The 24001-nt window shown below is 46.2% G+C and carries 16 protein-coding genes, 3 pseudogenes and 1 riboswitch; of the genes and pseudogenes, 8 read left to right on the plus strand and 11 right to left on the minus strand.

What is annotated here, in order from left to right; translation table 11 throughout:
- Positions 1-157: 157 nt before the first annotated feature.
- Positions 158-1678: a GIY-YIG nuclease family protein gene (locus AK95_RS33855; RefSeq protein ID WP_083397658.1), complete on the plus strand. Its 1521-nt coding sequence runs from the start codon at positions 158-160 to the stop codon at positions 1676-1678.
- 285 nt (positions 1679-1963) lie between these two features.
- On the opposite strand, the gene AK95_RS18145 is transcribed toward AK95_RS33855, so the two are convergent.
- The gene (locus AK95_RS18145; protein WP_162487598.1) at positions 1964-3319 is read right to left on the minus strand and encodes a helix-turn-helix domain-containing protein; all 1356 of its coding nucleotides are present in this window, start codon (positions 3317-3319) and stop codon (positions 1964-1966) included.
- Positions 3320-3641: 322 nt separating this feature from the next.
- Between AK95_RS18145 and AK95_RS18150 the strand changes: the two genes are divergently transcribed.
- The 4 genes and pseudogenes from AK95_RS18150 to AK95_RS18160 form a co-directional block, all read left to right on the plus strand.
- Entirely contained in the window at positions 3642-3962 is a 321-nt protein-coding gene (locus tag AK95_RS18150; protein ID WP_071221303.1) for a helix-turn-helix domain-containing protein, read from the plus strand.
- A 605-nt stretch (positions 3963-4567) separates the two neighbouring features.
- Positions 4568-5759, plus strand: a pseudogene (locus AK95_RS18155) (MFS transporter).
- 120 nt (positions 5760-5879) lie between these two features.
- Positions 5880-6047, plus strand: a complete 168-nt coding sequence (locus AK95_RS34175; RefSeq protein ID WP_162487599.1) for a hypothetical protein — start codon at positions 5880-5882, stop codon at positions 6045-6047.
- Positions 5978-6283, plus strand: a pseudogene (locus tag AK95_RS18160) (ATP-binding cassette domain-containing protein); the annotation flags it as partial. The gene AK95_RS34175 and the pseudogene AK95_RS18160, both read left to right, overlap by 70 nt.
- Positions 6284-6593: 310 nt before the next feature.
- Here the strand turns inward: AK95_RS18160 and AK95_RS18165 are convergent.
- Entirely contained in the window at positions 6594-7259 is a 666-nt protein-coding gene (locus tag AK95_RS18165; RefSeq protein ID WP_071221305.1) for a GntR family transcriptional regulator, read from the minus strand.
- A gap of 175 nt (positions 7260-7434) precedes the next feature.
- Here AK95_RS18165 and AK95_RS18170 point away from each other — a divergent pair, with 175 nt between their 5' ends.
- Positions 7435-7968 carry a YbhB/YbcL family Raf kinase inhibitor-like protein gene (locus AK95_RS18170; RefSeq protein WP_071221306.1) on the plus strand — a complete coding sequence of 178 codons (534 nt, stop codon included), beginning with the start codon at positions 7435-7437 and terminating at the stop codon, positions 7966-7968.
- Positions 7969-8296: 328 nt separating this feature from the next.
- Positions 8297-9676 carry an MFS transporter gene (locus AK95_RS18180; protein WP_071221308.1) on the plus strand — a complete coding sequence of 460 codons (1380 nt, stop codon included), beginning with the start codon at positions 8297-8299 and terminating at the stop codon, positions 9674-9676.
- A 179-nt stretch (positions 9677-9855) separates the two neighbouring features.
- Here the strand turns inward: AK95_RS18180 and AK95_RS18185 are convergent, their stop codons facing one another.
- The 9 genes and pseudogenes from AK95_RS18185 to tenA all read right to left on the minus strand — a co-directional run bounded on the left by AK95_RS18185 (position 9856) and on the right by tenA (position 21831).
- Positions 9856-11100: a DUF4073 domain-containing protein gene (locus AK95_RS18185; RefSeq protein WP_071221309.1), complete on the minus strand. Its 1245-nt coding sequence runs from the start codon at positions 11098-11100 to the stop codon at positions 9856-9858.
- Between the two features lie 628 nt (positions 11101-11728).
- A complete protein-coding gene (locus tag AK95_RS18190; protein ID WP_071221310.1) occupies positions 11729-12358 on the minus strand; it encodes a TetR/AcrR family transcriptional regulator in 630 nt (209 codons plus the stop codon).
- Between the two features lie 136 nt (positions 12359-12494).
- Entirely contained in the window at positions 12495-13661 is a 1167-nt protein-coding gene (locus AK95_RS18195) for a dicarboxylate/amino acid:cation symporter (protein WP_071221606.1), read from the minus strand.
- 415 nt (positions 13662-14076) lie between these two features.
- The gene (locus AK95_RS18200) at positions 14077-16089 is read right to left on the minus strand and encodes a fructose-specific PTS transporter subunit EIIC (protein ID WP_071221311.1); all 2013 of its coding nucleotides are present in this window, start codon (positions 16087-16089) and stop codon (positions 14077-14079) included.
- A gap of 262 nt (positions 16090-16351) precedes the next feature.
- Entirely contained in the window at positions 16352-18304 is a 1953-nt protein-coding gene (locus AK95_RS18205) for a BglG family transcription antiterminator (RefSeq protein WP_071221312.1), read from the minus strand.
- Positions 18305-18566: 262 nt separating this feature from the next.
- Entirely contained in the window at positions 18567-19241 is a 675-nt protein-coding gene (gene thiE / locus AK95_RS18210; protein ID WP_071221313.1) for a thiamine phosphate synthase, read from the minus strand.
- Positions 19238-20254 carry a bifunctional hydroxymethylpyrimidine kinase/phosphomethylpyrimidine kinase gene (thiD, locus tag AK95_RS18215; protein WP_071221314.1) on the minus strand — a complete coding sequence of 339 codons (1017 nt, stop codon included), beginning with the start codon at positions 20252-20254 and terminating at the stop codon, positions 19238-19240. The genes thiE and thiD overlap by 4 nt, the downstream gene beginning before the upstream one ends.
- Positions 20251-21092 (minus strand): annotated as a pseudogene (thiM, locus tag AK95_RS18220) (hydroxyethylthiazole kinase). The gene thiD and the pseudogene thiM overlap by 4 nt, the downstream one beginning before the upstream one ends.
- Before the next feature lie 52 nt (positions 21093-21144).
- Positions 21145-21831 (minus strand): thiaminase II, encoded by a 687-nt coding sequence (tenA, locus tag AK95_RS18225; RefSeq protein ID WP_071221315.1) that lies wholly within the window; start codon positions 21829-21831, stop codon positions 21145-21147.
- Between the two features lie 139 nt (positions 21832-21970).
- A riboswitch (TPP riboswitch) is annotated at positions 21971-22074 on the minus strand.
- Between the two features lie 262 nt (positions 22075-22336).
- On the opposite strand from tenA, the gene AK95_RS18230 reads away from it, so the two are divergent.
- Positions 22337-22837 (plus strand): VOC family protein, encoded by a 501-nt coding sequence (locus tag AK95_RS18230; protein WP_071221316.1) that lies wholly within the window; start codon positions 22337-22339, stop codon positions 22835-22837.
- Positions 22838-24001: the final 1164 nt, after the last annotated feature.

Here is a 24001-nt window from a genome sequence, read left to right on the forward strand (position 1 = left end):
CCTTAGAACTATATCTTGATTATTTTTTCCTTCGTATATTCATATGACACAACCTCAAACTTCAACATCTATGGTTCAGTCTAATAGTGCAGCAACTAATCCGCTGCATATTAAAGACTGAACTTTTTTATATCAACATTATTAATCGGGAGGATTTATGATTAAAAAAATCAAAGAGTTGTTTAGATTAGATAAGTCATTACTGGAGAAAGATCAGCTGCTGCAAGAAAAACAAAGACAACTTAAAGCAGTGGAATCCAAGACTGCCAAACTTGAACAAGTCATTGAAGATACTGTGGCCCCGCTTCGAATTGCTATTGAAGATCGAGGAGTTGAGATCATCAGAGCAGCAAAGGAGGAAGCTTCATTAATTCTGGAAGAATCAAAAAAAACAGCTGCTAATCTACTCGAGGACTCAAAAAAAGACATCATTGAGCTTATCGATAAAAAGGATCAGCTCACAAATGAGGTACTGCAAGCAGAAGAATCCCTATCAAAGACCAATAAAGAGATCAATAGATATGCCAAAACGGCAAAGAAACATAAAGCCGAGCTCCTTGGTATTAAACATCTTATGGAGCAGTTCCCATCCGCAATTGACTACTCAGTTATTGAGATGCATATGGGTACTTTTGAAGAATCCTTGAAGGAAGAAGGATTGCTTGAACCGATTGTGCAGTTGGACCTCCATCATAAAAATTCTAAGATTTTAAAATCAGAGATGAATGCCAATTATAAAGATATCCGTAATTTGTTAGCATCCTATCAATCGCGTTATAACACAAAAGCAAATGCAACAATATATGAACTTATGGTCATTGGCTTGCAAGCTGAGTTACAGAATATATTGTATACCTTAAGTTATAGCAATCTCGATACCGCTCTTGAAAACTCAAAAACATTAATAGAGAAATATCTAAGAATCGCAGCCAATGGTAATGCGAGTATTCTGCCAACTATCACCCGCTTCTTATCCGAACTTGAGCCTCTTTTTGAGATCGCAATAAGAATTGAATACAAGTATTATATGCAGAAAGAGTTAGAAAAAGAAGAACAACGTCGAATCCGTGAAATGATGAGGCAGGAAGCAGAGGAAAAACGACTATTAGAAGAAGAACGTAAAAAAATCGAAAAAGAAGAAGAGAAATATCTCCAAGAGATGGCTAAAAACAGGGAATTACTTAATAAAGAGACGGACATAATCAAAATCGAAGCTCTTGAAGCCAGGCTAAAAGAACTCGAAGAACAATTTGATAGACTTGAGGAAAAAAAGGAAGAAGTTATCAAACGAGCAAATGGCAAAGCTGGGTATGTCTATGTCATTTCAAACTTAGGGTCCTTCGGTGACAACATGTTTAAGGTAGGGATGACTCGCCGGTTAGATCCGTTGGAGCGGGTAGACGAATTAGGTGACGCTTCTGTTCCGTTTAAATTCGATGTACATGCACTGGTATTCAGTGACGATGCCGTTGGCCTTGAACAGCAACTTCATCAGACTCTGGAAACTCAACGTGTAAACAAAGTTAATCTACGAAAAGAGTTCTTCTACGCGAGTGTGGAGGATCTTCAAAATATCGTTCATAGTATCGATCCAACTGTAGAATTCATAACCACCATGGCTGCAATGGAATATCGTCAAAGTGACAGTATGAGAATAAAAGAACCTGTTTCAGTTTAAATGAAACTACTAAATTAAAGGGGTAACTGGTTTGATCACCAGTTACCCCTTCCTATTCTTCCAAATGCTTGCTTAGTCACTTACGAATAATCTCACAGAATCCATCCCGTTTCTGTGGATATGCATCACTGTTGGTAATATTCTTGCGGGTTTTCCAGCTTAAATCTCAATATCCTCCAGAACCATGAGTATTATGTTGAACAAAAAGTGGCTCAGTGGTATGTAACGGAACACTAATAGACATGGTGACAATCAAGGCAACTAACCATAATACAATTTTTCTTTTCATTTCATAGGCACCTCGCTAATTAGAATATTATATCTATTCTGTGCTTCAACAGATGTAACATGTCTAAATTGCTCAAACGTTCGTACACAATTAAGAATAGCATTATCATTGTGAATTTCAATGGCTGATGTCAAGCAATCTAGCAAGTTGTTAATACCTATATCATATTGCTGATTACGCAAGTAATAAAGAGATAACTCGCTTAAGAAACGTGTATACCGATCGGCCACCACTTGATAGGTATATGTTCCAATATCGGCTTGTTTCACTGCAAATGCAGAAATCTGGCCTTTAAATTTCTTAAGTATAAAATCTATATCAAAATTATATTTATTAGCTGCTTGAACAATTTTGATTAGTGCTGGAAGAATTTCAGCCTCTCTTGATTCAATATAATTTACATACTGTGGCAGAATTTTAACTTGTCCCATCATAAGCTGATATAAACATGTATTCACAACAGCAAGCATGGCAAATTCTTCTTTGAGACGGAGAGCTTCCGCTGTATCCTCCCTGACCCAACTCAAATCAGAATATAATGAAACATACTTTAACGCTTCCTCGTATTCACCTCGTTCGTCACAAACAGCTGAACGTAGTAGGTGCGAGTATATGATATACAAAAACAACGGTTGTTTAGGTTTCTTATGTATACCATATCTACTGGTCTGATTAAATTTATACTGAATCGTTGCCTTTCTGCCCATTTCTTCTGCCATTTCGTCGACCTTGCTCCATTGCCGAAGTGAAAGATATGTATTTGCAAGATCCTTCAACGCATCAAGTTGATCCACTTCATCTAAACGTTCAACGAATTCCTCAAATTTAGTGGCTACTCGAAGATTTTTGTCTTGGTCATGACCTAATGAGATCGTAAACAGGCGATAATGGCATAGGGCTAACCGTTCAGAATGTTGATATTTCTCACTTTCGGCTACTGATTCGTAAATAATTGCGGCAGCTGAATTTTTGCCTTGATTAAACAAATCCTCTGCCGTGTCAAAAAGCATCGGCGCATAAGCTAGGTTATCCGTCATGTAACGAACAACCTTCTGAATTAACTCCAGCTTATCCAGTTCAGCACAGCGGTACAAAAATGGCTTTAGTCTTCTCCAATTCAGCGGATAAGCAAAACATTCATCCGCATACAGCTCATAAAAGCTGCCTTCGGGAAGTCCCATCGCCGATACCATTCGATCTAATTGCTGCACAGCAATGGGGCGTACACCCTTAATAATAGTGCTTAACGTCCCTGAGTTAATTTTTGATTGTTCCGCAAATTGATTTATAGTTAATCCTGTCTTTTTCAGGTAAAAATCCAATTCTGATCGTATCGTGGTTGTATGTATCAATTCAACAACCTCCAATAAGAATATCCGCATTCGGAACATCCATAATTTAGTATATCAATATAATAATAGTAATAGTATAGATTAATTTAACGCCTGTCAATTAAAGCATAATTCTATCTTCCCGCACAAAACCCACTTTGTTTAGGAAGTACCTTCGGGAATCATTCCCTCTATACTTGAATATATTTACAATTTACCAAATAAACCTTCCAAGGGCCATAGCCTTTTAAGGACAATAATTAATATATAATAAACCTTTTAGTGACTCCAATATTGACTATCTTTTGTCTACACTTCTTATATAAGAGGAGTCGATACATATATGGATAAATCGATTGCAGAGAGATTGGGCATTGTGATAAGAGAAATAAGAAAAAGCCAGAATTTAACTCAAGAGGAGCTTGCCGAAAAAATCGAGTCCTCGTTTAGCTATATCGGCAGGCTGGAAAGAGGAGAAGGCAATTTTACAGTGCAAACCCTCGAAAAGATTACAACAGCTCTTAGTCTCGACTTCTTTGACTTTATGTCATTAGGTAAAAAAGATAATGAGATCATATTAGAAATTAACTCGCTGCTATTACAGCAAGATGAAGAAAACCAATTAAAAGGATTAAACATCCTTAAAGAGTTATACCGGAAATAAAAAATGAACAATACAAAAGATGTCATTACGAAAGATGTCTATCTTTCTTCCCTATACGATTCTTTTGAGTCGGCATTCAATACGATAACTAACTCCTGATTTTACGGGAGTTTTCGTAGCATCAGGTTAGCCAGAATCTTCTGGTTGGCCTTTTTTTGTGATCGTTTTACGATGGGGGTAGCTGGGAGAACGTGGGGGTTTTAGGGGTAATGATCGTCTTTGGAGTGCTGTAAAATCAACATCAAGTTTGATTGGAATATCCGGTATTCCCTTTGCACTCTAATTTATTGACAGGTGTAGCAGCCAATGTTATCATTCAACGTATCATTTATGAGGAGGCTCGTTATCTATGTTACATTCCATGCGTATAAGATAAGCTGGCAATAAAAAAGCGGATTTTCCAACCACAAATGTGGGCTTTTTTTGTGCTGCTTATTTCCTGCGTATGTAGACATAGATTGCGATCCGGATAGCTTTTTTGCTATGCCTTCATATCGCCATCTTCTCTCGTTATTAATGCAGATTTAAGCCCCGTTGTGGACTCGGATCTGTATTTTTTATTGCCAAAAAACAGCCGGACAATAAAAAATACAGGGAGAATGGACATGATACAACAAAATTGGAAACGAAGTTTCTTTACAGTATGGGCAGGTCAGGCGGTTTCACTAATTACGAGCGCCGTCCTTCAAATGGCCATCATTTGGCACTTAACCGAAACTACAGGATCAGCTATGGTGCTCTCCATGGCAACCATGGTTGGTTTTTTACCTGATCGGTGTTTTGGTTGACCGTTGGAATCGAAAAATGGTTATGATCGGTGCAGACCTTATGGTTGCAGCCGCTGGTGCTGCCTTGGCCATGGTCGCACTCTTCATCGAGCTGCCGGTATGGGTCGTGATGATCGTATTGTTTATTCGTAGCAGCGGAACGGCTTTTCACACACCTGCTTTGAGTGCCGTAACGCCTTTACTGGTACCGGAAGATCAATTAACGAAATGCGCTGGTTACAGCCAATCGGTACAATCTGTAAGTTATATTCTGAGTCCTGCCATAGGAGCTTTTCTATATGCAACATGGGAATTAAACGCCATTATTGCCATGGATGTATTAGGTGCATTGATTGCCAGCACCACCGTGGCGATGGTTGCTATTCCGAAGCAAGTAGCGCTAGTCGAAGATGTAAAAGGGAAGTTTTTTGAGGAAGCAAAAGAAGGATTTCGCATTTTCCGGGAATCAAAGGAGTTATTTTCATTGCTATGGATTGGTGCGCTATATATGTTTGTCTTCATGCCAATCAACGCATTGTTTCCCTTAATGAGCATGAGTTATTTCGGCGGGACGGCAACCCACGCTTCGATTGTTGAAATCGTCTTTGCCGTTGGAATGTTGGTTGGCAGCTTGCTGCTTAGTGTGTGGGGCGGCTTCAAGAACCGAGCGATGAGCATCATTTTTTCCATATCGTTGATGGGTATTGCTTTGTTTATATCCGGCCTGCTGCCGATGCACGGTTTCCTGATCTTCGTTCTGTGCAGTGCATTGATGGGCTTTTCAAGTCCATTTTACAATGGTGTACAGACGGCTCTGATCCAAGAGAAAATTCGACCTGAGTATTTAGGGCGTGTATTTGGCTTATTGGGCAGCCTGATGTCCTTCGCCATGCCGATTGGATTAATCGTGTCGGGTATTTTTGCAGATCGAATTGGAATTCATACGTGGTTTATGTTATCTGGGGTATGCATCATAGGTATTGCAGTTCTAAGCGTGCTGCTTCCATCTATCCGAAATTTAGACAAATAAATATGAAAAGGAGCAAATCTTATGAGATCCATGCATTGGTACTTCTTTATTTAGACCTCTCTTCTTCAATCGCAGGCGATCCTGCGAACAGAAACTGCGATTTTTGAAGGAGGAAACAATATGGAATTATTGATAAAAGCAAAAGATATTTTGGTGGAATATTCGGGGTGCAATGTTTTGGACATTGACGATCCGGAGCTTTACAATTATGACCGTATGAAATTCGCGCTGTCCTGGCATCCATGGGATTTTCTCAGCAAGATGTACGCAAGGATTTATCCGTTTTAAGCGGCGGAGAAATCATGAAATTGCAGCTTGCCAAACTGCTGTTAGGGAGATATAACATCTTGCTGATGGATGAACCCAGCAATTTTCTGGATCTCCCTGCAGTGGAAGCGCTGGAAAAATTGATGAAGAACTATGCTGGAACGATCATTTTCATATCGCACGATATCCGTTTGATAGAGAATGTAGCCGATACCGTATATGAAATCGAGGATAAAAAAATTATTCAGAGGGCTTAGCGACTGTTTGGGTCTTCGAGTGGGTAAGCGGGGTTCAAACACAAAAAAAATTGAAGACAGCACTTCGTAATATGATGAATTAGGGCACCCTTGTGGGTGCCCTAATTCAGTTTCCCCAATGGCCACTGGCGAATCTCAAACAGCCCCGTCCTATCCAAGTCCTTCGAAAACAACACGCAAACTTATGAACCGCGTGCATACAACGGTGGTGCGGCAGAGCAGCTGTGCTCAAATAATGGGCAGCCACCTTTCCGACTATGTTGCACTTGTCTACAACGGGTTTGAAAGTTGGTATTTGTACATAAACCCCTTAATGGTTGTCAAACAGGACATCCGCGGTGAGTTGGATGTGTTCCCTAAAGATCTGTACAGCACGATCACTGTCACGGCTAAGAACGGCATCTGTTAATGCCTTATGTTCAGCGAGGCCATCGCGAACTTGCTGTTTAGGGGGCGAATAATGTCGATAAAATTCGCTCAAATCCCAAAGGTTGCTGCAGATATCCAGGAGAACCGGATTGGGACATGCAGCTATAAGTTCGTAATGAAATTGACGGTGGATCTCGGACCATTCTTCGCGAATGGTAATCTTTTCATTTACTTCCTTGTGCTCAGCCGTTTGCGATAATTTGTGATGAACGGCGATTACATTGGACTCCCATGTGAGATCGCCATAAGCGATGGATAAGCGTAAAGCTTCGGATTCATTGATTAACCGTGCTTGTATGATGTTATTCAGCTCTTCTTCCGACGCCGTCTTTACTGAAAATCCGTGGTTAGGGTTTTGCTGTACAAGACCTTTGGTCGCCAATCGGGTCAGCGCTTCTCGAACAACGGCAACCGAGACCTCAAAATCTCTGGCTAATTCCGAAACTTTTAATGGAAAGCCGGGTTCATATTGTCCAGTCAGAATATCGGACTGTAGTTTCTTCGTGACATTCTCGCTTAAGGTGGGCGAACCGTTCCTTTTGGCCATGAAGCAGCACCTTCCTTCATGCACATTATAATTATACGTATTTCGATAGTTTACACCGAAATTTATAAAAAAACAAAGACTAAATTCAATAATGTATAAATAAAACGATTATTCTTTACAGAATCGATTATGTTGTGTATTATCGACATTATAAAATAAAAGGAGGTAATATACAGTGAACAACAATCCATTTTCCAAGTTGCCAGAAGTCGCAGTCTTTCAATTGACGAGTAACGACATTGCGGAGGGCCTTCCTCTACAGCCCCAGCAATACTCGGAGATGTCAGGATTGGAAGGCAGTAAAGATCTTTCGCCCCATTTGAAATGGTCGGGTGCGCCCGAAGGCACAAAGAGTTTTGCCATAACCGCGTATGATCCGGACGCCCCGACCGGATCAGGCTTGTGGCACTGGGCCGTCATCAACATTCCTGCCAATGTCACCGAACTGCCGACCGGTGCAGGTGACGAGCATAGCAGTGGTTTGCCGCAAGGCTCCTTGCAACTGCCGAACGATTTGCGACTTGAACGGTTTATCGGTGCGGCGCCTCCAGCGGGACACGGCCCTCATCGGTATTATTTTGTCGTTCATGCGCTGGATGTCGAGAATATTGGCGTCGCCCCTAACTCCACACCGGCTCTCCTTGGATTTACCATGCTGAGCCATACGCTGGGGAGAGCCGTTCTCATGGCAACAGGGGAAATCAAGTAATCCAAGCTGTTTAGGCATGGGAGACGATGGTATGGAAAATTTTGGTGTTCCTATACAACAAGAGCTGAAAAGTCTAATGCTCCAAGCGACGCAGCATCAAAATATATGCCCCAAGTGCCAGCAGCCCATTCTAGTTTTGAAGCATACGATCATTTGCGGCTGTGGGAGCAAGATCAAAAACAAATTCAAATTCAAATTGTCCAAAGTAACAGAAAAGTCCTCAATTTTGAGGACTTTTCAGTATTTTGGCGATGAGCATCTACCAAGCAAAGTATTTAAAGGCATTCCCCTGCAATGCTGTTTTATCCTACAGAAATGAGGCATTCCAATGCAATCCAATCAAAGCGTTCAAAAAAATAACAGAGAGTTATTACTTGGTTTACTTGTCTTTACGCTCATTATTTCCGTCATGAATGCAACCATGTTTAATATTGTACTTCCTAATATCAGCGAACAGTTTCAACTTTCTCCATCGCAAGCGAGCTGGATCATCACAGGCTATATGATTGTATACGCAATCGGCTCGGTAACCTATGGAAAATTGACAGACAGATACAGCCTGAAGAATTTGTTGACGTTTGGCCTGCTACTTTTTGCAATTGGATCTGTTGTAGGCTTAGCGGCTATTCAATATTGGATGGTAATTGTGGGTCGAATTGTACAGGCAGCTGGTGCATCGGTCATTCCAGCGATTGCAATGATCGTCCCGGTTCGTTACTTCTCTGCTGAAAGCCGCGGTCGTGCGTTGGGTACCGTTGCAATCGGATTTTCACTCGGGTTGGCAATGGGTCCGATCATTGCTGGAGTGGTAAGCAGTACGTGGAACTGGCGGGTTTTATTTGTAATTTCGCTTTTATCATTGCTTACGTTACCGATGTATCGGAAATATTTAGATGAAGAAAAGGGAGTTGCCAGAAATATCGACTTTATTGGCGGATTGCTTTTGGCGGGCACAGTGGCCATTCTGTTACTGGCTTTAACAAACGGAAGTATCTGGTTTGCCTTGGTGGGTACTATTACTCTCATTTTTTTCTTATTACGTATACGATACACTTCGGCGCCATTCATTAACCCGGCTATATTTCGAAACAAACCTTTTACATTCGGTCTAATTATTACTTTCGTAATGATCGGGATTAGCTTTGCCATTCCATTCATTACACCTCAGTTGCTTTCTTCTATAAACCATTCGTCACCTGTTTTCATCGGAATGGTTATGTTGCCGTCATCTTTAATGGCCGCGTTTTTGGGTCGGCTCGGCGGCAAATTAGCAGATGAAAAGGGAAATCCGTTCCTTGTTTATACAGCAGCGGCACTTCTTCTGATTGGCTTTATCTCTTTATCTACCGTCGTTGGCATGTCGCCAGTTTTTATTGGGATCTTTCTTATTTTTGGTGCTGTTGGTCAATCGTTCATGCAAATTGCGATGTCGAACACCGTTTCACGAACGCTATCAAAAGAGCATATAGGAGTAGGTATGGGATTATTCTCCATGATCACTTTTATTTCTACGGCAACATCAACAGCTGTTATCGGCAAGATACTGGATTTGGGCACATCGACCATTCGCTTAAATCCGATACCACAAAATAGCACGACTATCATCTATAGCAATATTTTTATGGTGCTTGCTATTCTTATCGTTGTAGTAGCTGCGTTTTATTATGTACAGTTTGGGCGTGCAGTTAAAATGGATGCGGACGAATAGCGAACCAGTTACTTCGAAACGTTGATATTGAAATGCCCAAGTCAGATCGTGTTAGATCACCATCAAATCGGAACATGTTCTTGTGACTTCAATGGAACTATGTTGTTGTTCCCCGATACACATTGATGTACGCAAAAAACAGAGCGTTGATAGAATCAACGCTCTGTTTTTTTCTAACATTATTTTTTAAAAGTCACCTTCTTAGATAATCCATCTTCCAGGTTCATTTCACCTTTATGGCGAACGAATACATTTTGGTTTCCTTCAAATTTCGGAGGGTTCTTTGGATCATAGTCAACCCAGCGACCATTCCCATTCCCATTCACAGAGTATTCCATGTATTGGGTAGCACCAATGAGTTCATTTTTTTCATCATCAGCTTGAACATTAGGTGGTAATTGAGCAACCGTACCATGATGCACACCCAGCTCTTTAATGACTTTATCTGTTTTATAATCATACGCTTTTATTTTCACATCATTTCCGTTCACTTCAACCTGAAGTCCCTGTTTAAAATCATTGCCCGTCGACACTTCACCACCATTAGGCCCTGCCGATGCCCAGCCCGCTTGAATCCCAGCTGTGTTCACAACAGTAAAACCACGTTGATCTCCACCTTCTACTACCTTTTTACCTGCCCAATCCGGAAGATTCAGATCCCAGTGACTGTGGCTTGTAAAAAGAATGACTTGCGGATAGTCCTTTAATATAGCTTCTAATTTAGCCTGGTCTAAGTAATCACCTGTATACGGCGATTGATTGGAGCCTGAAATACTGTCCTTGAGGATATGATGACTAAAGAGGAAGATCGGTTTATTTGGATCGTTCTTGGAATATTCCTCAAGATTCTGCTTTAACCAATCAAGCTGCTCATCGCTAAGATAAACCTCATCCCACAAAGACGCATCATGATAGTGCATATATTTTTCGGTTCCTAAGAAAAGGAACGGATATCCGTCTAACTCTTTTTTATGGTAGACTTTCTCCTCGCCAGTAAAGTTATTAAAATTTTGGAGCATTTCGGATTCCGGCGTATGATTCGGCCACGTGTTTTGCGCTAATTTGTTCGGTGTTGCCCATTTCGGTTTATAAAACTCATGATTTCCTATGCTGTACCAAACATTATCCGGATGAGGATTATGATCTAACACCTGTTGTACGGCTTGATATTCAAAATCCCAACCTCGGTCCGTAATATCACCGTTCACGATTAATGCTTTTGAAGCAGGGTTTACCTTTTTCATATCGTTAAGTACATGCTTAAAGTCATTGAGATCCCCTTGAATGTCACTAATGACATCAAAAGTAAGACCTGGATCTTTGGAGAATAGATGTTCATCCAGTTTTGCTTGAGCTGATCCTGAAAAAGCACCTGCATTGAAAACAATAGATGCTGCCATAATACTTGTTAGTAGCTTCTTCACTATGATTCCTCCTAGTTATCGTCATTTTCAGAATATGGTCTTGCAAATCAATATAAATTCCTATTTTATAGTAAACCGGAAATATTAAGGTAATATTCTCCTAGAGTAAATATTGCACAAAAAAATGTAAATAAACTAGAGTTGCAACCATATTTATAGAAAATAAAAAACACATTCGATTAATCATACCCAATCCCTTAGCTGCTTTATCTTCATAGAAAATACCATTATCCAAGTCGATCTCATCTAATTCACCAATTGGTTTTCCAGTGTGATCAACAATTTCAATTCTTTATTTGCATGCAAAAAAAAGAGTGCCGGTTCAGCCGACACTCGCTAGTCTTGCGCACTGTACGTCAAACTGTAGGCGTCGTTTAACTCTCCCCATCTAAACAGTTCACAAGCTTAATCTTTTTATTGTTTTTCTTCCTTCTTATTTCCTAAGGAGATTAAAAATCGCCTCCAGCCGTACGTTGTGATTGCATGACTCGCAGGAATATTTCCCTTTCTGGTTTTCCTTGAAATTTTTATATCCCACGCTTCCTTCGTACAGCCGAAATGTCTTCTTGCAGCAAAAGCATTCCACCTCATAATAAATCAATATGCTTTCACCTCCCTGGGAGCGTTCTTATTTGCGCGTGGCGTGATCAAAGATCGTAATTAGCTCCTGCACATAAGCCTTTACGTGAAGATCGGGGTTTCTCATCAATTCCAGGCTGAATCCATCGATGGCATGCCGGATAGCGAGCGACATGACTCGGGAGGATAACGGGGTGAATTCTCGAAAGGTTCCTTCTTTCGCCCCTGCATGCAGAATCGCCTCAATCGGTTGAACCACACCTTCATCCGTATCCGCCGAAAAACGAGGTTTCCCCTCCTTTGTCCACATGCCCGTCACGATTTCCACAACGGCAAAAACCATCTTCCGATGCTCCACGATAAACTCCAAATTCGCTTCAATATACTTCTTGAGCCTGTTTCTGGGAGAAGCTTCGCTACGTAGAATCGGCTGCATAAAGGACTCATAGGCGATATAATACTCCGTCACCACCTGCTCCAGGAGCTCCTCTTTACCCGCAAAATGATAGGAAATCACTCCTTTGCTAACGTTGGCACGCTTGGCGATTTGACCTATCGATGCTTGGGCATAACCGACCTCGGCAATGGTTTCGATCGCGCATGCCACGATCTGCGCACGGCGAGCCTTCTCAATAAACGACATTTCCTTTTGGTCATCCGTTTTATTTTTAGTATTCATGATTATATTTTAGTACGATCGTACAACAAAAATCAATAAGAAGCCTGCCCATCTCTTAGGAAATGGGCAGGCTTCTCCCTAACTCTTATAGGGTGCTGGATTCTGATCATTCGCGATGTAAATGTGCTCACGTTATTCACGCAGGCTCAGATTTACTCACGCGGTCCGTAATCACGGCGATAGCTCCATCTCCGGTTACATTACAAGCCGTTCCGAAGCTGTCTTGCGCAATATAGAGGGCGATCATGAGCGACGTTAGCGTCGTATCGAAGCCCAGCATGGACTCCAACAAGCCGAGTGCCGCCATGACGGCGCCTCCGGGAACTCCGGGAGCAGCAACCATCGTAATGCCCAGCATCAGAATGAAAGGGAACATCATGCCAAGAGAGGTCGGCATCCCTGTCAGCAGCATGACGGCCATCGAGCAGCTTACCAGCGTAATCGTGCTGCCGGATAGATGTATAGTTGCGCATAGAGGGATGACAAAATCAGCGACCTTCCCACTGACTCCGTTCAGCTTGGTTTGGCGCAGCGTAACCGGGATGGCAGCGGCAGAAGACTGCGTACCTATCGCCGTAAAATAAGCTGGCAGCATATTCTTCAGCATGGCAAACGGATTCTTATGCGCGACTTGACCAGCAACCAAGTATTGTATGATCAGGAACAGCACATGCAGGACAATGATCATAATAAATACTTTGGCGAATACCGACAGGATCGTGGTCACTTGCCCGCCATAGGTTAAGTTAGCAAACACGCAGAGGATATGATACGGCAGCAGCGGAATGATGATCGAGGCAATCAGCTTCTCCACAATCTCCCGGAAATCAACCATGACCTTCTGCAACGCTTGTCCCTTGATTACGGCCGCTCCCAGCCCCAGCGTGAAGGCAAGCAGCAGAGCAGTCATCACCCCGAATACAGGCGGCATTTCCACTTTGAAATAAGGTTCCAGCAGCGCCTCTTCCGGATTGGTGTAGGAATTCACCAGACCGCCAACCTCCAACATATACGGATACAATAACGTCGCTGCCAAGAACGCCAGCAGTCCGGCGATTACGGTGGAGAGATAAGCAAGGCCCGTGGTTACGCCCAGCAGGCGACCGGCTCCTCTTCCCAGCTCCCCGATTCCGGGAGCAATGAATCCGATGATAATTAAAGGTATGGCAAACCCAAGAAAGTTTCCAAATAACCCGCTAAAGGTAGCTAATCCGGCAACCAGCCATTCCGGTGAGAACGATCCGATCGCAATGCCGAGCAAAATGGCTATAAGGATTTTCGGAAGTAAGCCAAGTTTTTTCATGTTCATGCTGTTATCACCCACAGATGTTATTTTCGTTTATTGTCCACTCTAAACGGACAAAATCCATTGGACACGGAATGAACAAACTTTATCATATTCTGGATATCATTGTCATTATGCAAAATATGACAGCAAAACATACCCTTAATAGATCAGATGACAGATATACAGATATGAGTACCAAACGCATGGAAAGGCGAAATGCCTACTTCGGTTCAAGTATGTGCAAAATTGAAGCCAGCCCCGCTCGTTTCTGTGCGGGGCTGGCTTCATTGGAATAAAACCCTAATATGATGAGATAACGGCAGGATTATCTCCAATAGATCAGCCATTATCCTTCTGCGATAAGCCAAGCTCCTTGGCTACTTTTGCCCACCCAACCAATGGCTAGGTGGAGTCGCTTTAGCATCATGAATTAATGCACCTGATCGAGCAATTGATAGGCCTCTTCCTTCGTTGTCACCGCCAAGAGCGCTTCTCTGAAATCATCGTCCATCAGCTTGCGGGACAACATTTGCAGCACTTTTAAATGCGCATTCTGTTTGCTATTACGCGGCACGGCAATCATAAAGATCAGTTTGGCTTCGCTGCCGTCAAGACTCTTCCAGTCTACACCATCCTGCTGGATACCAAAGACCACGCTTGGTTTCAGGACAGCATCCGATTTACCGTGAGGAATCGCAATATTCATGCCGATGCCTGTGGAGCTTTCTTGTTCCCGGGCTAATATGGCCTGTTTAAAATCTCCGTCAGCTCTTACCGCCCCATTCCGCTCCAATACACCGATCATTTCGTCGATAACCGCATCCTGTGTCGTTCCGACCAGATTCAGGTTAATGAGATCCGGTGTAACAATATCCGTCAATTTCTCAACGCGGATAGCAGAAACTTCCGTTGCTGTACCGTTATTCATTACGGTTGGAGCCGCTTCGGCTGAGTCCGCAGCCAAGGGTGCATCCACATTTACTACGGACGCCTCACCTGCTTCGGCAGAATCCTCTATCGCTCCTCCAACAACTGCCGGAGTCACAGCTGAAACGTCTTTCTTGAGCAGGCTCACCATGATAACCGATACGGCTGCGCCGACAATGACAGCGAGGAAGAACATCAACACATGATCAACGGCACCGAGCACGGCTACAATCGGGCCGCCATGGGCTACGCTGTCACCGACACTGCCAAACATGGCAACCACCGAACCCGTCATCGATCCGACCATGATGCTCGGAATGACGCGTAGAGGATCTTGCGCCGCGAATGGAATCGCTCCTTCGGTAATACCGAACAGTCCCATCGTAAATGTTGCTTTGCCTGCTTCACGTTCCGCAGGTGTAAACTTCTTTTTGTTAATCATTGCTGCCAGTCCCATTGCAATCGGAGGAACACAGATGGCTACGGCAATTTGGCCCATAATCACATAATTTCCTTCACCGATCATGGCCGAACCAAACAGGAACGCAACCTTATTCACGGGACCACCCATGTCAAATGAAATCATCGCGCCCAAGATAAGCGCCAACAAAATCGAACTTGTACCCTGCATTCCTGCTAGCCAGACGGTTAACGCTTCAAACAGATCCGCAACCGGAGCACCAATCACAAAGACGAAGATTAACCCTACAACTAGTGAAGCCAGTACAGGGATAACGATAATGGGCATAATCGGCTGCAGCGAGCGAGGAACCTTGATCCTTTTAATAGCAAGTGCAACATAACCCGCCAGGAAACCGGCAATAATCCCCCCGATAAATCCAGCTCCCGCTTCACTTCCATAAAAGCTGCCGTTGGCAGCAATGAACCCACCGACCATACCTGGTGCAAGACCCGGCCTGTCCGCAATACTCATTGCGATAAAACCGGCAAGGATCGGAACCATGAAGGTAAACGCAGCCGCACCGATACTCTCAATCGTTTTCCAGATCGAACCTTCCGGTATAACCAGCCCACCCGGCGTCTTTACGCCGCCCATCGTCAGTGCGATTGCTATGAGCAGTCCACCGATGACGATAAACGGTACCATATAGGATACGCCGTTCATCAAGTGACGGTAGATCGGATTTTGTTTAGGTTTGTTCTCTCCTGTCATATCTTCAGCAGCAGACTTGGACTGTGCTTGATAGACGGGCACATCCCCTTTCATCATCCGTTGGATCAACTCTTCTGGACGACGGATACCATCCTGCACACCAACGACAAGCAGTTTTTTACCCACAAACCGGTCCTTCACCACCGTCTTATCCGCCGCGATAATAATGCCATCGGCTTCGTGGATATCCTGCTCCGTGAATTGGTTCTCCACGCCAATGGAGCCTTGGGTCTCCACTTTCATCTCAACGCCAAGCTTCGCGCCTGCCTTCTGCAGATTCTCAGCGGCCATATACGTATGTGCAATTCCGTTAGGACATGAAGTAATCGCTAATATTTTCATGTTCGTCATTCTCCTTTGCTGTCATGTTCCCGCTTACATTTATAGTGTACACGCTGAAAACGCTGTTATCGGATGAACTTTTTACCGGAACTTCCGGAAAAACAGGTTTATTTCGCAATAAAATATCCCACATAGCGGAGCCTATGCTGCGATGTTTTCCAAATACTTTGTAAGTACCCCGAAAAATGTAAAAAACAGGACGTATACCGCCCTGCTTCATCTTCACAGTTTCTAATACTAATCACGGTTTCTAATGCTAATGTTACCCTTTCAACGTACTCAGCAATCGCATCACATCCGTCTCCTTAGTCAACGCACTGACTAAAGCCGGCTGCTCACTAATCAGCGACAATTCTCTGAACAGCTGCCGCATCTCTTTCCGCTCATCATGTTTAACCGCAAGCAAGAACACAAGCTCTACCTTCTCGGTTCCCCAGGGAATCGGCTGCTTCAAAGTCACAACAACGATGCAGGACTGTTTAACCCGCTCCGAGCTGCCATGAGGGATGGCAATGCCACCCCCAATCGTCGTAGCAGACATATGCTCACGATCCAGCACACTTTCCGTATACCCTGCCTCGACATACCCTTTGTCCTCCAGCATTTGAGCAAACTTGGCGATTAACTGTTCTGGACGCTTTACCTCCTGCTGAGGAAAGACCAGAAAAGGAGTCGTGTATTTCAAAAAGACCGATTCCTCAGCCGTCCTGCTGTCCGGCTCATCGATCCGCCGGATCGCTTGCTCCAGCTTCCGCTCGTCACTGGCCTCGAGCAGAGGGGAGACGAGGATATGTGGTGATTTTAGCTTGGGCAGATCAACGGTCGTAATGACAAGATCCACCTCATGAGCAGCCAAATAATCCTGCACTTCCGCTTTCGACATCGTTGCCTCTACATGCACGGACGGGAATCTCCGTTCCACCTTCGCGAGAAGCAATTGGGACATCCCAACGCCCATGTGACACACAATAATGACCTTCTGAGGGTGGCTTTCATTCTGGTGAAGCCGTTCCACAGACGCCTGAAAATGCAGCGTCAAATATGCGGCTTCCTCTTCGGGAAAGTACAGATGGAGCGCTCCCCCTACTTCTTCAAGTGCCATGATGACCCGATCGAACATATAGGGATACATCTTTTTGATCTCAGCCAGCATCGGATTGGACACAGCCAGACCGTAATGGAGACGGTTCATGGTCGTGTACAAATGCACTTTCAACCCGTTCAATAATACCTGGTCCTTGGAAAAAGGGATCATATTCAGCTCCGACATCCGCCGAATCAGTTGTTCAACCAATTGGGGCAGAAGGGGGTGGCTGTCTGCCAGATCGCTCCGCCCAGCGCCTCCGTCCTCTTGCGTGTATCGGAACTTCCCTCCAAGCAGGTGCAGGGTTAGATAAGCGGTTTCTTCCTTGGAAAAAGGTACAGCGAACAGCTTTTGCAGCTGCTTCAAAAAGCCTATCGCCCATTCAAATTCCGCTTTGTTCTCCAAAAAGGCCATGTCCTGCTCGGAGAGCGAAATCGGCTGTCCCAGCTTGGTCCGTTTGACCATGAGCAGAATATGCAGCATCAGGCTTTCAAAGGTTTCATCGGTAAAGCGGAGCTGATGTTGCTTTTGCAACGCCTTCAATTCATTGTATACGGTTGCAATCTCATGCGGTTCATACTGATTACGCATCATCTGTCCCGTCAACTCCGGACGGTTGATCAGTTGGTTCAACCGCGCCAGCGCCATCCGTTTGTTCTTCTCCGTGCCCTCAATCATGAAACCTACACGCTGTTTCATCATTAAGCTCAGATCAAAGCTGCGCAGCCAGTCCTCAATCTTTTCCATATCCCGACGGATAATTGCCTTGTTCACATAAAACGGTGAAGCCAGGTTCTGCAGGGTTACGGGCTTCGCGTTCATCAAGAGCCGATAGGCCAGGTGCAGCACTCTTTCCTCATCGGTTTCATTCTCGGTGGTACTCTCGTTGGAATACAAGCGGTGGAATAAATTAGCCTGATCCGCTTCTCCGATCTCCAGATAGACGCCAAGTCCCGGCCTTTTCACCAGATGGCCACTGGAGTGCTGAACTATATATTCTTCAATCACCTTCAGATCGTTTCGGATCGTCTTCTCCGAGCACTCGGTCTGATCCGCCAGATCCTGAACGAGCCACAGCCGGTTCGGTTCCATTAACAAATTACGAAAAATCACTTTTTGCCTATTATTCATTCCGATCTCCTATTCAACTTATTTGGAGAGCTCACTATTCGTGGAGCAGGTACATTGTCCTACGTATATCATATCCGGGTCGCTATGGCAATCTGATCTGAGATGAAACGCGAGAATGGACCCAAAGAATGGCATGTTGAGGGATAAGCTGAACATATACAGTAATATAAAATCTGACGTAAACAAAAAAAGAGTGCCGAAGAAATTCGACACTCTTGTTCATGATCCTTTATCATGATCCTTATCATGATCCTCTTACATTTTAAAAAATTCGTTCGGTTGCACAGCGTATCTTTCCTATAAAAGCCTCCACAGCCTCTCGCGCCGACTCCGCTCCCGTCACGGCGGATATCACGGCGACGCCATCCGCACCCGCCCCAATCACTTCCTCCACGCGCTCAACGGTAATCCCGCCAATTCCTACAATCGGCAGATGGATTCCAGCTTCGTGCATTTCTCGAAGAATCGCCGGGCCTTGCACAGCCTTGGCATCATCCTTCGAGCGGGTCGGATAAATCGGCCCGATGCCAAGATAATCGGCACCGTGGAGAATGGCGCGCCTGGCTTCCTCAACAGAATGGGCCGAGACGCCCAGAATCCGATTGCCGATCCGCTCGCGGACGGAAGCCGCGGATTCGTCGTCCTGGCCGATGTGCACGCCGTCGGCGTTCAGTTTCAGTGCCAGCTCCACATCATCATTGACGATGAAGGGCACGCCTGCTTGGCGGCACTCGGCCTGGATACGGCGGGCCAGCCGAATCATCGGCTCGCCAACAAGTGCGCCCTGTCCCTTCTCGCGGAACTGGACCATGGTCGTGCCGCCGGCCAATGCATCCTGCACGACCCGGCTTGGCTCGACGATGCAATTCACGCTCCCAAGTACGAGGTACATCCGTAGATACTGCCTCATCATCTCGGGTGTCACTCTGCCCGTCATCGCAGCACCTCCTGATGGCGGCGACGATATGCCCAATGATTTGTTGGGCCGTGTCCCTGTCCCAGGTTTAAGCCGTCCTCAATGGCCGCCTGGATGAATGTGCGCCCGTTCTGAATGGCATCGAATGCGCTTAAGCCTTGGGCCAGGCCTGCGGTAATCGCGGCAGAGAAAGTGCAGCCGGTACCGTGCGTATGAACGGTACGAATTCTTTGTCCATATAATTCTGTAAAGGCGATACCATCGTATACGAGGTCCATGACCGGAGGACTGTCGGGATTACCGAATCTGTCATCATTCTTGATCATGGGGGAGCGTCCCTCATTAAACTCCCCGTTATCGCTGGCGGTTCTTGTTTGGCGATACGTACTTTCGGACTGAGACAACTCTTCCTGCTGCGTACCCGCCGCCTTAGCTGATCCCCTGTCTCTTTCGTGATCCGCAACTTCACCGCTGCCGGGCATTCCCTCGTCATGACCGCCTTTGATCACAACGATCCTGGGCCCCAGATCCCGGATGCGCCTCGCCGCTTCCTTCCGATCTTCTTTCGTGCGGATACGCATCCCCGCCAATACTTCGGCCTCCGGTATATTGGGGGTGACAATTAACGCCAGCGGCAGCAAATCCTCTCTTAAAGCCTGCACCGCTTCGCTTTGCAGCAGCTCTGCTCCGCCCTTGGCGATCATCACGGGATCCACAACGACCTTCTCCCAGCCGAATGCCCGGATCCGGTCAGCAGCCAGGCGAATGATCTCGGCATTGAACAGCATGCCTGTCTTCAATGCATCGACTCCGAGGTCCGAGCCAACCGCTTCAATCTGCTCAGCAGCTGCTTCGGGAGGCAGCGGATAAACGCCTTGAACCCCCAATGTATTCTGCACCGTGATCGCCGTAATCGCTGACATGCCGTATACGCCAAGCTCCTGGAAGGTTTTCAGATCGGCTTGAATGCCGGCACCGCCGCCGCTGTCAGACCCCGCAATCGTCAGTGCCCGAGGAACGTGAGACTTGCTCATCGTGCGCCACCTGCAGCGGACGCTTCCGCTTCCCGGACAGCGGCATAGCCCTCCAGCGAGCCTGGATGAAGCTTTGCCAGCTCATCCAGGAAAGCAATCGGGAAGCTTCCCGGTCCCGGGGCCGCGGTTCGCTCTGCAGCTCCGCCGCCGCGGCCCCGGAGAGGGCCGGCCCCGCCGTACCGGCAAGCAGCAGGTTTGCTTCTACTGCGGCAAAGGCACCCAGCACCGAGGTCAGCAGGCACCCTGCCCCGGTCACCTTCGTGAGCAGAACATCCCCGCCGGTAATGATACGTACCTCGTTTCCATCGGTAATCACGTCCTCTTCACCGGTAATGGCCACGATCGTGCCTACTTCGCGCGCAGCCCGCACAGCCAGTTCGGCATGATCACTGCCGGTGCTGTTGCCAGCGTCTACGCCTTTGATCTCGCGGGCCTCTCCGGCAAGGTGAGCGACTTCAGCCGCATTCCCGCGCACGAGCGATACCTTCACTTCGCTTAGGATCCGCAGCGCCGACTCCGTTCGAAAACGGGTCGCTCCCGCACCGACCGGGTCCAGCAGGACCGGTACGCCGTGTGCGTTCGCCGATTGTCCGGCTATGATCATCGCATCTACAAGCTCGCGGTTCAGCGTGCCGATGTTCAATACGAGCGCGCCCGCGATGGCGGCCATATCCGCCACTTCCTCCGGCGCGTAAGCCATGACCGGCGACGCGCCCAGCGCGTACAAGCCGTTAGCCGTAAAATTCGTAACCACCACGTTCGTCATGTTGTGAACGAGGGGGCTCGTCTGCCGCACTTTTGTTAAAAGCGCCGAAACCTCTTTTTCCCATGTATGCATATGAATCAGCCTCTCTTCGCTATATTGGAATTTATGAGCTAGTTAGGTCTCCTTACAGCACCGCAGCCTGCAGCGGCACCGGCCATTCCTCCTGCTTATAAGCCATATCCCAAAACATATACTCCAGCTGGCAGCTCAGCATAAAATGCTCCTTCATCCGTTCTCGCTCGGCTGCCGTCGCACGCTCCGCCCATTCATCGACACGGCTGCAGAACTTGGCTGTCACGTCTTCCCCCCGGTTGCCGTAGAAATAAATCCAATCGTAGAACGGATGGGATTCATCCGGCTTCACTTCATCCAGCAGCTTGCGGCCAATCTCCAGGTAGGTCCACGGGCAAGGCAGCAGTACGGCCATAATCTCGCCCAGACTGCCCTCATGCGCCACCGTCAGCATATGACGGATATAGTGATGCGCGGACGGAGCCAGCGGATAGCCTTGAAGCTCTTCGTAGGTCACCCCGGCGGCTGCGCAAAAATTCTGATGCGGATGCACCTCGCTATGCAGAATGAATGAGATTTGTTCGTTAAAGGTTGCGATCTCTTCGCGGCTGGTCGATTTGGATATGGCGATGCCGTAAATTCGCATGTAGGCGTTCAAATACTCAAAATCCTGCTTCACATAGTGAATCAGCTGTTCCCGCGATAATTTACCTTCGGCAATGCCTCTCACAAAGGGATGATCGAAGATTGCTTGAAAAATGCCTCCCGCCTGCTGACGGAGCTCTTGCGTAAAACTCATTTTTGTCCCCACCTCCAACATATTGAAGAGCAGGAAGTCCATAAGACACGACTTTCCAGGCAACGCTAAAAAGCCGCCCCGAAAACTGGAGCGGCTTCGTCAACAAGCCCGAGTGCGCCAAAAACGCACCAAGACCTTATATACGAAGGCTCCACTTTCCTACGCTAGTACGAACTAGATCAGGTTCAAAGGGTCCAAGATACGCTCTTGTCTCAGCCGCTAACGGCTCCCCTAGTGGACTTCCTATTCTTTTGTCTAATACTGTACATAGGTTTGTAGATGCTGTCAAACGTTAACGGTTCGCGGACAGAACCCCATGTGCGAAATCTTCCGTGATCGGTGGATCATGATGTTGTACGGTGGCAGAGGTCTTTCGCGAATAAAAAACGCCGGCTACCCGACACTTGTTTCAGAAACACTGACGCTGGGTTGTCATGTATTCCCCTACATAATGAGTACATAAACGTTATTCAAAAAAATGAAGTTTAAAGGAGCGAGCTTATTTATGACGAACCCATCAAAAGCGGTTAAACCCATTCCGGAGGGCTACACCTCCGTGACACCATGGATTATCTCAAGAAACTCCGCAGCGCTGATTGAATTCCTGGAGCAGGCTTTTCAAGCCGAAGAGTTAGCCCGCGTCTATGTTGGCGATAGTGTCATCGGCCATGCCGAGGTGCGAATCGGAGATTCCGTCGTGATGATGTTTGACGCGAAGCCGGAATGGCCGGATAGCCCGGCGTACCTCCGCTTATATGTTGAGGATTGCGATGCTGCTTACCAGCAAGCGCTCGCCGCAGGAGCCGTCTCGGTGACGGAACCAACGAGTTTGTTCTTCGGCGACCGGGTGGGACGGGTACGGGACCCGTTCGGCAACTTATGGTGGATTCAGACGCGAATGGAGGACCTGACGCCCGAGGAGATGGAACGACGCGCCCAAGACCCGGAATACATGAAGGCAATGACCTATGTGGCTGGAGCGGAAATCGTGGTGAAGATTTCGTAACAAGGTGAATTGAAGCAAAAGCGTTATTTCAGGCAGAGCATGGGTGGATTCGGTGTCCCAGGGGTATGCTTGGATGGCTGTCGATTATGATCGATGTAGGGACCGGGTAACTCAGAGTAGCTATGGTTTAGAGGTAGAAACCGAGGGAACACAGAGTATGTAGCTGAGGCTACTGCTGGGATTGGTGCTACTGCTGGGCTGGGTGCTACTGCTGGGCTGGGTGCTACTGCTGGGATTGGTGCTACTGCTGGGATTGGTGCTACTGCTGGGATTGGTGCTACTGCTGGGATTGGTGCTACTGCTGGGATTGAGGCTACTGCTGGGCTTGGTGCGACTGCTGTCTTGTTGCTACTGCTGGGATTGAGGCTACTGCTGGGCTTGGTGCGACTGCTGGGCTTGGTGCTATTACTGATCTTGATGCGGCTACTAGTCTTAATGCGACTTGCTCGAGGCAAACGGACTTAGGATCCGTTATTTAGCCAAATGGGTGTTATTTTCGAGTGCTAGCGGACACCAGATACGCTATTCATAGAATATGATGGCAAATAGGCACCTTATTGAGGTAATAAGAGATCCTGTGTCCGTTAGTTGTAAGAATTGGGACCGAATCAGGCAAATAAAGGAACTGGTGTCCGTTAACAGGTGGCCTTGGTGCTAACTGCTGGGATTGAGGCACTGCTGGGCTTGGTGCTACTGCTGGACTTGGTGTTACTACTGGGATTGGTGTTACTGCTGGACTTGGTGTTACTACTGGACTTGGTGTTACTGCTGGACTTGATGCTACTGCTGGGCTTGGTGCTATTACTGATCTTGATGCGGCTACTAGTCTTAGTGCGACTTGCTCGAGGCAAACGGACTTAGGATACGTTATTTAGCCAAATGGGTGTTATTTTCGAGTGAAAGCGGACAACAGATACGTTATTCATAGAATATGATGGCAAATAGGCACCTTATTGAGGTAATAAGAGATCCTGTGTCCGCTAGATTTAAGAATTTGGACCAAATTAGGAAAATAAAGGAACTGGTGTCCGTTAACAGGTGGCCTTGGTGCTAACTACAGGTGTTGAGGCTACTATTTGTATTGGTGCTACTACTGATCTTGGTACTACTGCTGGGATTGGTGTTACTGCTGATCTTGGGCTACTGCTGGTATTGGTACTACAG

The sequence above is a fragment of the Paenibacillus sp. LC231 genome (assembly GCF_001860525.1).
Taxonomy (GTDB): Bacteria; Bacillota; Bacilli; order Paenibacillales; family Paenibacillaceae; genus Paenibacillus_AQ.